The following is a 15,344-nucleotide window of genomic DNA, read 5'->3' on the forward strand; positions in this document are numbered from 1 at the left end:
GATCAAGCACTTTAAATTAAAAAATATTTAAACAAATGAAATGGTTAAAGTATTATTTTTGAGATTTTAACCCAACCAAATCACCATACAACAGTCTATAGTTTCTAAACAAATAACCCAAACTTAGCTAACTAATTATTTAATAATAACTAACGAGAGTCGAAAAAATGAGATTAACATTATCAATGTAAAAATAATTGAGGAGTCTATACCGTCACAATATTGTATTGACTGCAAATTTAATAATTTATCAGCACAAAACAATAAAAGGGTTAATTCCAAACTCAACACAGCGCGACCAAATTTAACGCCAATGTTTACTAATCAAGGTGATATTCAGAAAAATTAGTAAAATCTTTAGAAAATGCCAAGTCATAACAATAATAGACAATCATTAAACCCAGTGAATGCCTTCTACACAATATTCTTAATCCCAATAAATAATATCTAAAGACAGCATAAAAGCGTTGAAAACGTATAATCTTTTTAATAAAAAGTTGAGGAGTGGGGTTTTTGATCTTCTAAATTCCATTTCAAAATTATTTAATGATCAACGTCATTGATTTTAAACTCAAAGATAAAATCTTCAGGATCAATAATCACATTCTTAAAGATTTGTAATTGAAATATATTTAATTAAAACAACAATTAACCAAATATCATTTTGATCCTTTTTAGATCTTATTTACTAAAGTTAACGCAAATGAGCGAAAAAAAGTGTTGCATCGTGTTTTTCCAATCACTATACTTTTTACACGGTTTTAGTTACGAGGCTAAAACATAACTTAGAAGTGTAAAATTTTAAATAAATCAAAAAACTACTTGACAGGATTGTCGTACATGTTCTATAATTTTCAACAGGCAACAGGCAACAGGCAACTTGGCCAACCTATAATTTAAATTCGTCTAAGTTCAGCTCCCATCTTAAATTTTTTACTGACGTTTATTTTTCTGCGCAGTCAAGTGAAATTCTGCGAATTTTCGCGCGATCGCTTCCGCGATCCTCTTTTCGATCGTTTTCCGAATCCATTTTCAGATCCTTTTCGCGATCCTTTTTCGGATCCTGTTTTCGATCCTTTTCTAAATTATCCCGGCAGATTGTTTTTTTCGTGGTCTTTTTCCTTCCTTTTTCGGGTCACGCATTGACATCACAGACAACAGCAAATCAGATACAGGGCACTCCTCCTTATCTGACTTTCGACGGTGGTCGTACTCGTGCGGTTGATACTAACGGTCTGCTTGGGATTACACTATCTGATGGTACACAATATACGCCTTTAACCAATACTTCATCTGATTCAAGACCTATCGTCTTGCCGGTTGAGGGTCAGACTTTAGCTGATATTCGTATGTTCGTTCCTACTGATACAAATTCAGTCGATTTAAGTACACTTATCGGTCCACCTTATAATTATTGGGGGGATGATGATGGTGATAGTGACATAAATGCTACTGGTTCTTTAAGTTTATTGATCTTAGATAGATTTAATCAAGCTGTATCACGTAATTCCGTGTTAATGACTTGTAATTCTCCTTATAGTATTACGTTATCCAGTACTAACGGTACATTATACACACGTTATGGTGTTCCTAATCGTATTGATTTCAGTGCTCGTAATGCGTATTATCACGTAATTCCTAAGACTACGCCGGTGCTTTGTTTTGTAAGACCTGCTTCGTTTAGTGGTATAGATGGTCCTTCTTCGATGTGGAACCCTAGAGGTGGTTTTATCCCTCAGTCAACTGACCCATCACATTACGGTTTAAACTTTCCTACAACTGGCGCTAATGGACTGTACTTTGAATTAGATATTAGAGGTAGTCTTCAGCCATTGTCTTGGTCTTCGTCTCCAGTTTCTCAGGGTGGTATCACAGTCACAATGTCTAATCCTACTGCTACACGCGTTCGTGTTACTTTAACTGGTCCTTACGCTACCACATCCCAGCATAATTCAGACAATCCTGGTCGTGTTTCCACTCCATCTTTGCCTCAGACCTTTGAGTTGGTTGGTCGTGACCGTCAAGGTAATCCTGTCGTTAAATATGGTTTTACTTTGAAGCAGTGGTTTGTTCACCGTGGTGATAAGGCTGATACTTATCCTAATACTTTATCTTGGTGTAATAGTATTGGTTATCGAATGCCTCGCGTAAAGGATTTAACCAACGCTGTTCATACTTATCCTGGTGTAGTCGTACCTAGTGCCACCCCTTCCTCACCAGGAAATGAGTTTATGCGTCATATAGGTTCTGGCTTTTTCTCGGAGTGGGGCGTTATGTCTTACTATCGCGTTGGCTTCATCAGCCATTGGCACTGGACTAGTGACCCCTATGTCTATGGTAATGCCCAGGATACCAATTTTGTCGTGCAAACAAACTCCGGTCATGTGAATGGGTACTCCTATCCTTATCCCCACCCGGGGCTTTGTGCTTATCCTTAGTTCTTATTTCTTCGTCCTTAATCCATAATCCATAATCCTTAGGGCGGGGGTGGGATTGATAAAAAATAGTATTAGGTGATTAAAAGAAAGCTACGATTCAACATCGTTTAGCCATAAAAAAGCGATTTTGTGGCTTAGCGACGTTTGAATTACCCGCCTAGGCGGGTTTATTTTTGCGTTTTTATATCTCAAAAAAAGTTGAGGAGCGGGGTTTTTGAGGTTTTAAATTTCATTTAAAAAATTATTAAAATATCAAAATCACTAAATTTCTAATTCAAAGCCCTAAAATAAAATTTTTAAGGATCAATCGGCCTAATTTTAAAAATTTGTAATTGCAATATATTCAATTAAAATATCAGTTAACCAACTATAATCTAGATCATTTTTAGATCCTCTTTGCAAAAGTTAACATAAATGAGTGAAAAAAAGTGTTGCATCGTGTTTTTCCAATCACTATACTTTTTACACGGCTTTAGTTACGAGGCTAAAACATAACTTAGAAGTGTAAAATTTCAAATAAATCAAAAAACTACTTGACAGGATTGTCGTACATGTTCTATAATTTTCAACAGGCAACAGGCAACAGGCAACTTGGCCAACCTATAATTTAAATTCGTCTAAGTTCAGCTCCCATCTTAAATTTTTCACTTACATTTATTTTTCTGCGCAGTCAAGTGAAATTCTGCGAATTATCGCGCGATCCTTTTTCGGATCCTTTTTTCGATCCTTTTCTCAATTATCCCGGCAGATTGTTTTTTTTGTGGCTTTTTTTCTTCCTTTTTCGGGTCACGCATTGACATCACAGACAACTAGGAATGCGATACAGGGTAGTGCACCGTATCTGACTTTCGACGGTGGTCGTACTCGTATTGTTGATACTAACGATCTGCTTGGGATTACACTATCTGATGGTACACAATATACGCCTTTAACCAATACTTCATCTGATTCGAGACCTATCGTCTTGCCCGTTGAGGGGCAGAGTTTTGCTGATATTGGTATGTTGGTTCCTACTAGTGCTAATTCAGTCGATTTAAGTACACTTATCGGTCCACCTTATAATTATTGGGGGGATGATGATGGTGATAGTGACATAAATGCTACTGGTTCTTTAAGTTTATCTATCTTAGATAGATTTAATCAAGCTGTATCACGTAATTCCGTGTTAATGGCTTGTAATTCTCCTTATAGTATTAAGTTATCCAGTACTAACGGTACATTATCTACTCGTTACGGTTTTCCTAATCGTAGTGATTTACGTGCCAATAGTGTGACTTATTATGTCAATCCTAAGGCTGCGTCTGTGGTTTGTTTTGCTCGGCCTAACTTAGTGTATGGTAAGCCTAGTGATAATAGTTGGGGTTGGGATTCCCGCGGCCCAGCTTCGATGTGGGGCCCTTATAATGGTTTTCTCACTCAGTCAACTGACCCGTCACTTTACGGTAGAAATTTTCCTACAACTGGCGCTAATGGATTGTACTTTGATTTAGATATTATTGGTGTAAGTCAGCCATTGTCTTGGTCTTCTGTTTCTCGTGGAGGTATCACAGTTACAATGTCTAATCCTACTACTACAAGCGTACGCGTTACTTTAACGGGTCCTTACGCTACCACATCCCAACATAGTTCATCCAATCCTGGTCCTATTTCTAAACCTACTTTGCCTCAGACCTTCGAGTTGGTCGGTAGTGATACTAATGGTACTCCTGTTGTTAAATATGGTTTTACTTTGAAGCAGTGGTTCGTCCACCGTAGTTCTAAGGAGGACACTTATCCTAATACCTTATCTTGGTGTAATAGTCTTGGTTATCGAATGCCTAGCGTAAAGGATTTAACCAACGCAGTTCGTACAGATGTAGTCGTACCTAGTGCCACCCCTTCCTCACCTGGTAATTGGTACATGCGTCATATAGGTTCTGGCTTTTTCACTGAGTGGGGTCGTATGTCTGATTACTCTGGCGTTGGCTTCAGGCACTCTTGGTACTGGACTATTGACCCGAATGGTAGTAACCAGTTTATCGTGGGCACGGGCAACGGGGGCTTGAGTTGGACCCACAGCGTCAACTTCAGCTACGGACTTTGCTCCCATCCTTAGTTTTTATTCCTTCGTTCTTAATCCTTAGGGCGGGGGTGGTAGTGATAAAAAATAGTATTAGGTGATTAAAAGTAAGCTACGAGTCAACGTCGTTTAGCCATAAAAAGCGATTTTGTGGCTAAGCGACGCTACAATTACCCGCCTCGGCGGGTTTATTTTTTAGGTATTTTATCGCAAAAAAAGTTGAGGAGCGGGGTTTTTGAAGTTTTAAATTTCACTTAAAAAGTTTTAAATGATCAAACTTACTAAATTTCTAATTCAAATCCCTAAAATAAAATTTTCGAGGATCTTTAATCATTTTTTGAAGATTTGTAATAATATCTTCAATTAAAACAAGAGTTAATCAATTATTTTTCAGATCTTTTTTAGATCTTTTTTAGATCCTATTTACAAAAGTTAATGTAAATGAGCGAAAAAAAGTGTTGCAACGTGTTTTTCCAATCACTATACTTTTTACGCGGTTTAGCTACGAGGCTAAAACGCAGCTTAGAAGTGTAAAATTTCAAATAAATCAAAAAACTACTTGACAGGATTGTCGCACATGTTTTATAATTTTCAACAGGCAACAGGCAACAGGCAACTTGGCCAACCTATAATTTAAATTCGTCTAAGTTCAGCTTCCGACATCTATTTTATACCGATACTTATTTTTCCGCGCAATTCTACGGAATTCTGCGCATTATCGCGCGATCCTTTTTTCGATCCTTCTCTCAATTATCCCGGCAGATTGTTTTTTTTGTGGCTCTTTTTCTTCCTTTTTCGGGGCACGCATTAACTTCACAGACAACTAGGAATGCGATACAGGGTAGTGCGCCGTATTTAACTTTCGACGGTGGTCGTACTCGTGTTGTTGATGCTAACGGTCTGCTTGGGATTACACTATCTGATGGTACACAATATACGCCTTTAAACAATCCTTCATCTTCTTCAACACCAATCGTCTTGCCAGACGAGGGGCAGAGTTTTGCTGATATTGGTATGTTGGTTCCTACTAATGCTAATTCAGTCGTTTTAAGTACGCTTATCGATCCACCTTATAATTATTGGGGTGATGATGATGGTGATGGAGACATTTCAGCTACCGGTTCTTTAAGTTTATCTATCGTCGATAAAAACGGCCGTGCAGTATCTCGTAATGCAGTACCAGAAATTTGTAAGGCACCTTATCAGGTAAAATTAAGCAGTACAGATGTGACATTAGCCACACGTTATGGTGTTCCTAGTAGTAGTAGTTTCAGCGCAAGTAATGCGACCTATTATATTTATCCTAATGCATCACCAATGATATGTTTTGCTAGGCCTAACTTAATGTATGGCAAGCTTGGTGATAATGAGGAATATCTATCTGATGATTATGCTGGTCCTGTTTCGATTTGGGACCCGGATAATGGTTTTCTTCCTCAGTCAACTTCCTCATCATCTTATGGTTTAAACTTTCCAACTACTGGTGCTCGTGGTTTGTACTTTGATTTAGTTATTGGTGGTGGAGCTTCGTTGTCTTGGTCACCGGTTTCTCTTGGTGGAATTACTGCTACAATGACAAATTCCCCAATTAATTCAGGAGCGGTGCGCGTTACTTTAACCGGTCCTTTCGCCACTGAATCCCAAATCAATTCTAGTAATCCAGGTCTTATACCAAAGCCATCTTTACCCCAAACTTTTGAGTTAGTTGGTCGTGATAGTAGAGGTAATGCAGTTGTTAAATATGGTTTTACGTTAAGAAAGTGGTTTGTCCTGCGTGGTTCTAGGGAAGACTCTCATTATGATAATTTATCTTGGTGTAATAGTCTTGGTTATCGAATGCCTCGTGTCAAGGATTTAACCAATGCAGTTCGTACAGATGCAGTCATACCTAGCGCCACTCCTTCCTCCCCTGATAATCATTACCAGCGTCGTATTGGTGCTGGTTTTATTACGGAGTGGGGTAATCTATACGATTACCCAGAATTTGGTATTGGTACAGTCCGCTACATGTGGTTCTGGACTGATGACAAGGTTGGACCTAGTCCGGTTGTCGTGATCGAAGACGGTGCTGTGGTCTGGGGAGGTTCCTTCAACGTGGCCTCTCACGAGCTTTGCGTCTATCCTTAGTTAATTTCTTCGTCCTTCACCTTAATTCTTAGAACAGGGGGGGAAAAGATAAAATTAAGTTATTAAAAGTAAGTTAGGAGCTAACGTCGTTGAGTTATAAAATAGCGATTTTGTGACTTAGCAATGTTTGAATTACCCGCCTCGGCGGGTTTATTTTTGAGGCGATTTTATCGCAAAAAAAGTTGAGGAGCGGGGTTTTTGAAGTTTTAAATTTCACTTAAAAATTATTAAATGCTCAAAATCACTAAATTTCTAATTCAAAGCCCTAAAATAAAATTTTTAAGGATCAATCGCTCTAATTTTAAAGATTTGTAATTGAAATATATTTAATTAAAACAAAATTTAACCGGTTAACTTTCAGGTCCTTTTTAGATCGAATTTACAAAAGTTAACGTAAATGAGCGAAAAAAAGTGTTGCATCGTGTTTTTCCAATCACTATACTTTTTACACGGTTTTAGCTACAAGGCTAAAATTTGACAGAAAAGTATAAAATTGTAAATTAATCAAAAAATTACTTGACAGGATAGTCTAAAATGCAATATAATTTTCAACAGCCAACAGCCAACAGCCAACCTGCCAAACCTATCTTTTAAATTCGTCTAAGTTCAACTCCTATCTTAAATTTTTCACTGAAACTTATTTTTCCACGCAATCAAGTGAAATTCTGCGAATTTTCGCGCGATCGCTTCCGCGATCCTCTTCTCGATCTTTTTTCCGGTCGTTTTCCGGATCCTCTTTCAGATCCTGTTTTCGATCTTTTCCCAAATTATCCCGGCAGATTGTTTTTTCCGCGGCTTTTTTTCTTCCTTTCTCGGGTCACGCATTGACATCACAGACAACTAGGAATGCGATACAGGGTAGCCCACCTTATTTGACTTTCGATGGAGGTCGTACACGTGTTGTTGATGCTAACGGTCTGCTTGGGATTACGCTATCTGATGGTACACATTATACGCCTTCTACCAATTCATCATCTTCTTCAAGACCTATCGTCTTGCCGGTTGAGGGTCAGAGTTTTGCTGATATTCGTATGTTCGTTCCTACTGATACTAACTCAGTCGATTTAAGTTCTCTTATCGGTCCTCCTAATAATTATTGGGGGGATGATGATGGTGATTCTGGCGTTACTGCTACTGGTCGTTTAAGTTTATCTATTGTCGATAAAAACAATCGGCCTGTATCACGTAATACTGTTTTAACGACATGTACTGATTCTGCACCTTATAGAGTTACGTTATCCAGTACTAACGGTACATTATCAACTCGTTACGGATTTCCTAATCGTAGTACTTTCAGTGCCCGTAGTGAGACTTATTACGTCAATCCAAAGTCTGGTACCTCAGTTTGTGCTAAAGTTAATTTTGCCAAACCTAATTTAAAAAATGGTAAGCGTGGTGATTCTACTTATAACTCTCGTTGGGATTTTGCTGGTCCGGTTTCGATGTGGGACCCTGCTAATGGTTTTCTCACTCAGTCAACTGACCCGTTATCTTACCGTTTAAACTTTCCTACAACTGGCGCTGATGGATTGTACTTTGATTTACTCATTTCTGATAGTAGTCAGCCATTGTCTTGGTCTCCTGTTTCTCATGGAGGTATCACTGCTACTATGTCTAATCCTACTGCTACAAGCGTACGCGTTACTTTAACGGGTCCTTACGCTACCGAATCCCAACAGGCTTCATCCTATCCTGATCGTATTTCCACTCCATCTTTGCCTCAGACCTTCGAGTTGGTCGGTCGTGACAATAATGGTATTCCTGTTGTTAAATATGGTTTTACTTTGAAGCAGTGGTTCGTCAACCGTGCTATGGTGCGCAATTATTCTGATACCTTATCTTGGTGTAATCGTCTTGGTTATCAACATCTGCCTAGCAGACGTGATTTAACTAATGCATATTGGGAGGATGTAGCCAATCCTACTTTCTTATCTGATAATCATTACATACGTCGTATAGGTTCTGGTTTTTTCTCGGAGTGGGGTAAAATGGATGATTATTCAGGCGTTGGCTTCAACTACTATTGGTACTTGACTAGCGACTCGTATTATAGAGCCCAACATGTCGTGACCACACAGGACGGTTATGTGGATTGGCAGTACTCCGGCTACGGTCTTTGCGTCTATCCTTAGCTCTTATTCCTTCGTCCTTAATCCTTAGAGCCGGGGTTAGGGGTGAGGAAAAAAGTATTAAGCAATTAAAAGCAAGCTAAGAGCCAACGTCGTTTAGCCATAAAAATCGATTTTGTGGCTTAGCGACGTTTGAATTACCAGCGGGTTTATTTTTTTATTACAAAAAAAGTTGAGGAGCGGGGTTTTTGAGGTTCTAAATCCTAATTTTTAATATTGTTTTATATGAATAATCCAGCTTTAAGCTGTGGTGTTTAGTTGTGTTTTTATATCAAAAAGTTGAGGATTTTTTGGGGATAAATTTGGTTTTATAAAACTCCCCTCAATTTTAAACGCTGAAATTTTTAAGATGTTTTTAAGTGGAGATATACCACCGATATTGAACAATATCGGTGGCTGGTTTTGTTACATTTTTTCAACCGTTTTAATACCAAGCATATCTAAACCGGTTTTAAGGGTTTTTGCCGTTAAAGATGCCAGTTTTAGACGGCTATGTTTTAAGTCTTCATTTTCGGCTGCCAAAATTGGGCAGTGCTCATAGAAGCTAGAAAATAGGGTGGCGATATCATACAAATAGGCGCATAGCACATGCGGTGTGCCTTCTACAGCAACGGTTGAAACGGTTTCATCAAATTGAATTAATCGAATTGCTAATGTTCGCTCTTTGTCCGTGCCTAAATTGATATTACCAGTTAAGCTATCTTCGTTGATATTTGATTTTCTAAACACCGACAGTACGCGTGTATAGGCATATTGTAGATATGGTGCAGTATTGCCTTCAAATGACAACATGTTATCCCAATCAAAAACATAATCGGTGGTACGATTTTTGGATAGGTCGGCATATTTCACTGCGCCAATCGCCACAGCATCAATCACTTTGGCAAGTTCTGTTGGTGAAAGATCGGCATTTTTACTTTTAATGAGTGCTTCTGCACGCTCTGTTGCTTCGTCAAGCAGGTCGTTTAATTTTACGGTATCACCTGAACGAGTTTTAAACGGCTTGCCGTCTTTACCTAACATCATACCAAACATGTGGTGTTCAAGTTTTAAGGATTCTGGTACATATTTCGCTTTATGCACGATATCCCAAACTTGTTCTAGATGTTGGTGTTGACGTGAATCGGTATAATATAAAATACGTTCAGCATGAAGTGTTTCGTAACGATATTTTACACAGGCAATGTCGGTTGTTGCATAAAGATAGCCACCATCACGTTTTTGGATAATAACGCCCATTGGTTCGCCTTCTTTATTTTTATATTCATCTAGAAATACGACGATGGCACCGTCACTTTCAACCGCTAATTTTTTCTGTTTTAGATCGGCAACAATGCCTGGTAGCATACTGTTATAGATGCTTTCGCCCATTGTATCTTCAACCGATAAGGTGACATTAAGGCGTTTATATGTGGCAATGTTTTGTGTCATGGTGATATCCACCAGTTTTCGCCACATTTCACGGCAATATTGGTCACCACCTTGAAGTTTTACGACATAATTACGGGCTTTTTCGGCAAAGGCTTCGTCTTCGTCGTAATGTTTTTTAGCTGCGCGATAGAACGATTCTAAATCTGAAAGTTCCATATCGTTGGCATGTTCGTTTTCCATTTTTTCAAGATAGGCGATTAACATCCCAAATTGGGTTCCCCAATCACCAACATGGTTGGCACGGATAACATTATGACCAAGAAAGCTTAATACTCGGACACTAGCATCACCAATAATGGTTGAGCGTAAATGGCCGACGTGCATCTCTTTTGCTACGTTTGGTGCAGAGTAATCAACCACAATAGTTTGTGGTTTGGCTGGTAAAGTAATATTCAGTTTATCACTATTTAGCGCGACTTCGTTTTGTTCAGCAATCCAACTATCTTTTAAAAAGATATTAATAAAACCAGGACCGGCGATCTCGATTTTATCGGCAATATCATCAATATCAAGATGTTGTAAAACTTTTTCAGCTAATGCTCGTGGTGGCATTCCCAATTTTTTAGCGGTAGACATGATACCATTTGCTTGGTAGTCACCAAATTGGGCTTTAGCTGATTGCTTGATTAAAGCGTCGCAGTTTTTATCAGCACCCGCCATAATCATTGCTTGAGAAACACGTTGTGTTAATAGTTGTTGAATATTCACACTGAACCTAATCGATTAAAATAAAATGCCCAATATAATACTGATAAATTGATAAATTGTCACTGTGGGATTAGTTAAGGACAAGTAAATAGCAGATTCTTTTATAAACGAAAATTTTTTTATTTAGATGTAATCTATCAACTCAATTATAAAATAGATAAAAAAATAAAGAGAAAACAGGTGCCGAAATTTATTTAACTACCTGATTATCAATATCCTTTTGCTCTTTTCAACGTTGGTGTTTGCTCAAGGCCATCTGCAACAACTCAGATTCACAATTGACAAAATACTATGATAATCATGGTGAAAATATCTTTTTGAATGAATATGCAAAACTCACTCACTCCTTAAATAAGCAATAAATCGATTTTCCGATTACAAATGGGGCTAGGCGGGAATTTTATAAAGAATAGATCTATCAGTTTGATCAAGCGCAGTTACTCTCTTCCAAAATCGTAGATAAGTTTGCAGGCAACCGTTGAAGGTAACTATTTACAATTATACCTTCACCCTCTAAACTAATGTCGTTCTCAACGGGGTGCCCTAGTGGGCTGAGAGTGTCAGATTGACTGACATAACTCGTCGAACCTGAACTGGATAATGCCAGCGGAGGGATTTGAGTTATTATATCTGCTCAAACCTTTTGTCTTTTACCTATTTCTTTGGAGGCAAAATGTTTTGTAAAAACTTTTTACTACCTGTTATTTTTTTATTTTCACTTTTTAGCCCATTAGCCAATGCAGAACTGCCTACTTTGACGGTTTATAGCTATAATTCATTTATGTCACAATGGGGACCCGGCGAGGCAATCAAAAAAGGGTTTGAAGCCCAATGCAATTGCCAACTTGAGGTTGTGACATTAGGTGATGCTGTGTCGGTTTTAAATCGTATTCGCCTTGAAGGCGATAAAACGAATGCGGATGTTATTTTAGGGTTAGATAACAACCTATTAGAGCAAGCCAAACAAGCGAATATTCTTATTCCTCATCAAATCGCTAAACCCGACAATCTTAACACCAATTGGTGGGATGATAGTTTTATGCCTTATGATTTTGGTTATTTTGCTTTTATCTACAATAATAACAAAGTCAAAAATCCACCTCATTCTTTACATGAACTGGTTGAAAATAAAGCCGGTTGGAAAATCATCTACCAAGATCCAAGAACCAGTACACCAGGACTCGGTTTACTATTTTGGGTAAAAAAAGTTTATGGAGATAAAGCAGCAGAAGCGTGGCAACAAATCGCTAAAAATACGGTGACGGTCACCAAAGGTTGGAGCGAAGCTTATGGTATGTTTTTAAAAGGCGAAGCGGATTTTGTACTTAGTTACAGTACATCGCCAGTGGCACATATCATTAATGAAAACGAGCATCACTACGAAGCAGCTATTTTTGATGAAGGGCACTATCGTCAAGTTGAAGTAGCCGGAATTATTAAATACAGTCAAGAAATTGACCTAGCGCGCCAATTTTTACGTTATTTGCTGACACCTGAAGTCCAACACCAATTTGCTGAGAAAAATGTGATGTATCCGATTATCAAAACGGATCTACCTAATGCCTTTGCGCAAATTAATTCGGTCAATAAATCGTTAGAATTTGAGCCAGCAGAGATTGAAAAACATCAAAAAGCTTGGATTCGAGAATGGCAATCGGCAATTAGTAAATAGATCCGTATCGCCAATGTTGAAATTTAAATCGTTATTACCCGGAATGAGTGCGGCGAGCTTAATACTCATCATTTTAAGCTCGGCACTTATTGCTATTTGGCGATTTGCCTTAGAGTCAGGAAATTTGACGATTTATCTTGATAGTTATGTGCTTCATATTGTTTGGATCACTTTTTATCAAGCTTTGTTATCGACAATACTTTCGCTGGCATCAGCAATATTAATGGCTAAGGCGCTCTCCTTTATTGATTTTAAAGGTAAAAAGTTACTGATAAAAATAATGCCAATTACCTTTATTTTACCCGCTTTGGTGGTTGTGACAGGGTTGTTGTCGGTATATGGGCAACAAGGTTTACTGGCTTACATTTGCCAAGTACTGCATATCCCATTTTCATTTCCTATTTATGGCTTGCAAGGTATTTTGTTGGCGCATGTTTTTTTGAATTTTCCTTATGCTTGTGTGCTCTTTTACAAAACATTAAACAGTGTTGCGATAGAACAAAGACAGTTAGCGGCACAACTTAATTTTTCAACATTTACCTATTTTAAATTACTTGAATGGCCGTTACTTCGTAGACAAATATTGCCTATGGCAGCACTTATTTTTATGCTCTGTTTTTCGAGTTTTGCCATAGTGCTTGCATTGGGTGGTGGTCCAAAATACACCACGCTGGAAGTGGCTATTTATCAAGCGGTGCGAGACTTTGATCTATTACAAGCCGCATTACTATCTTGCGTGCAGTTGGTTTGCTGTATTGTTTTTATCAGCTTGATGCAGAAAATAAATAGAAATGATAGAAAGCTGAGTGTTAAATTTAGTCACTCCAACTATCAATTACCGATAACCAATTGGTTAAAAATGATTAGTATGATAATTATCGTAATAGGGGGATTATTTATATTGTCCCCGATGATTACTATACTTTTTCAAGGTTTCTATTTTTTCCAAATCTCATTACTCACATCGATGTTGCAACAAGCCTTACTCTATTCAATCCTTATTGCTATAGGTTCGGCTATGATAGCGATATTACTTGGGTTACTTTTGCTATGGACCAATTGCCGACTATTGATTAACCAACAACGTCAATTAAGTAATCGGCTTATGATGGTTGCCTCCTTGATATTAGCTATACCAAACATGGTATTAGCATCGGGATTGTTTTTATTGTTATTCGGTTTTAGTCATAACACTGTTTTTATCTGCTTATTAATTATGGTTTGTAATGGGTTAATGGCGCTACCTTTCATCCTTAAAAATTTAGCTACGCCGATGTATGATATTACGGCTCGCTATTGGCAATTAACCCAAACCCTTAATATCAATGGTTTAACGCATTTTTATTTGGTCGATTTTAAGGGGTTAAAAAGTCTTATGTTGATGAGTTTTGCCCTTGCTGCCATATTGTCATTGGGCGATTTTGGGGTAATAGCTCTGTTTGGCGGGCAGTCGGTAACCACGTTACCTTATTATTTATATCAACAGATATCGCATTATCATTATCAAGAAAGTATCGTGACAGCCGCGATATTATTACTTTTATCTTTTAGTTTATTGGTTGTGATGGATTATGATCGAACTTCAAAAAATTGAATATCAATATGACAACTTCAACATGCACTTTACGCTAAATATTGCTGCTAAAGAACGGGTTGTTATTGTCGGTCCAAGTGGCGCGGGCAAAAGTACATTACTTAGCTTGATTGCGGGGTTCATCTTTCCTAAATCAGGACAAATCATCTTAAATAACCAAAATGTCACAACAACGTTACCCGGTCAACGCCCGGTATCGATGCTATTTCAACAAAATAACTTATTTAGCCATCTAACGGTTGAACAAAATATTGCTTTAGGCATTAAGCCGACATTAAAACTGAGTCGAGCTGAACAAACGACTATTAATGATATACTGGTTCGTGTCGGGCTGGAAGGCTTTAACCATCGCTATCCCGAACAGCTATCGGGTGGTCAACGGCAACGCGTGGCTTTGGCTCGCTGTCTTATACAACATCGTCCTATATTATTATTAGATGAGCCATTTTCTGCTCTTGACCAAGCTCTGCGCTTTGAAATGTTGGCATTGGTGAATCAGGTTTGTAGTGAATTTAATCTGACCTTAATGATGGTATCGCATTATCTGGATGAGTCACTTAGCCATTTTTCCCGCTGTGTGGTTATTGAAAATGGAAACGTCATATTTAATGCAGAACCAAAACAGCTAGCTGAAAATCAAGAGATAGCTAAATTGTTAGGGATAAGTTATTATTCAGAATTAGAATCCTCCGTAAAAAAAAGTTGAGGAACGGGGTTTTTGGGGTCTAAATTCTGTTTTGAAATATTGCCTCAAATAAGTAATTCCGCTTTAAACTATGGCGCTTTTTAGTGGCCGTTTTTTCCATCAAAAAAGTTGAGGAGCGGGGTTTTTGAGGTTCTAAATTCTGTTTTGCAATGTTGTCTCAAATAAATAATTCCGCTTTAAACTATGGCGTTTTTTAGTAGCTGTTTTTTCCATTAAAAAAAGTTGAGGAGCCGGGTTTTTGAGGTTTTAAATTTCACTTAAAACTTTTAAATGATCATAACCACTATTTTAAATACTAAAATAATTTTTTCAGGATCAATAACCGTGATTCTAAAGATTTGTAATGATGATAATCTTTAATTAAAACAGCGATTAATCAATTATCATCTAGATCTTTTTTAGATCCTATTTACAAAAGTTAACGTAAATGAGCGAAAAAAAGTGTTGCATCGTGTTTTTCCAATCACTATACTTTTTACA

Annotated in this window: 8 protein-coding genes and 1 riboswitch; of the genes, 7 read left to right on the top strand and 1 reads right to left on the bottom strand. The window is 37.8% G+C overall.

Annotated features, from left to right (window positions below; genetic code table 11):
• Positions 1-1,109: 1,109 nt before the first annotated feature.
• The 4 genes from J3U23_RS02835 (at position 1,110) to J3U23_RS02850 (ending at position 8,756) form a co-directional block, all read left to right on the top strand.
• Positions 1,110-2,438 (top strand): hypothetical protein, encoded by a 1,329-nt coding sequence (locus J3U23_RS02835; protein WP_267338376.1) that lies wholly within the window; start codon positions 1,110-1,112, stop codon positions 2,436-2,438.
• A gap of 760 nt (positions 2,439-3,198) precedes the next feature.
• On the top strand, positions 3,199-4,533 hold the full coding sequence (locus J3U23_RS02840) for a hypothetical protein (RefSeq protein ID WP_267338377.1): 1,335 nt from the start codon (positions 3,199-3,201) through the stop codon (positions 4,531-4,533).
• Between the two features lie 738 nt (positions 4,534-5,271).
• The gene (locus tag J3U23_RS02845) at positions 5,272-6,624 is read left to right on the top strand and encodes a hypothetical protein (protein ID WP_267338378.1); all 1,353 of its coding nucleotides are present in this window, start codon (positions 5,272-5,274) and stop codon (positions 6,622-6,624) included.
• 824 nt (positions 6,625-7,448) lie between these two features.
• Positions 7,449-8,756: a hypothetical protein gene (locus J3U23_RS02850; protein ID WP_267338379.1), complete on the top strand. Its 1,308-nt coding sequence runs from the start codon at positions 7,449-7,451 to the stop codon at positions 8,754-8,756.
• Between the two features lie 402 nt (positions 8,757-9,158).
• Here the strand turns inward: J3U23_RS02850 and argS are convergent, their stop codons facing one another.
• Entirely contained in the window at positions 9,159-10,892 is a 1,734-nt protein-coding gene (argS, locus tag J3U23_RS02855) for an arginine--tRNA ligase (RefSeq protein WP_267338380.1), read from the bottom strand.
• A gap of 524 nt (positions 10,893-11,416) precedes the next feature.
• Positions 11,417-11,525: riboswitch (TPP riboswitch) on the top strand.
• Between the two features lie 40 nt (positions 11,526-11,565).
• Between argS and thiB the strand changes: the two genes are divergently transcribed.
• The 3 genes from thiB to thiQ are packed head-to-tail and all read left to right on the top strand — an operon-like array spanning position 11,566 to position 14,864.
• Positions 11,566-12,564, top strand: a complete 999-nt coding sequence (thiB, locus tag J3U23_RS02860) for a thiamine ABC transporter substrate binding subunit (RefSeq protein ID WP_267338381.1) — start codon at positions 11,566-11,568, stop codon at positions 12,562-12,564.
• Positions 12,565-12,577: 13 nt separating this feature from the next.
• Positions 12,578-14,158 (top strand): thiamine/thiamine pyrophosphate ABC transporter permease, encoded by a 1,581-nt coding sequence (thiP, locus tag J3U23_RS02865; protein WP_267338382.1) that lies wholly within the window; start codon positions 12,578-12,580, stop codon positions 14,156-14,158.
• The gene (gene thiQ / locus J3U23_RS02870) at positions 14,136-14,864 is read left to right on the top strand and encodes a thiamine ABC transporter ATP-binding protein ThiQ (RefSeq protein ID WP_267338383.1); all 729 of its coding nucleotides are present in this window, start codon (positions 14,136-14,138) and stop codon (positions 14,862-14,864) included. The genes thiP and thiQ overlap by 23 nt, the downstream gene beginning before the upstream one ends.
• The last annotated feature ends 480 nt before the right edge of the window (positions 14,865-15,344 follow it).

This window comes from Gilliamella sp. B3367 (assembly GCF_026536825.1).
Classification (GTDB): Bacteria; Pseudomonadota; Gammaproteobacteria; order Enterobacterales; family Orbaceae; genus Gilliamella; species Gilliamella apicola_E.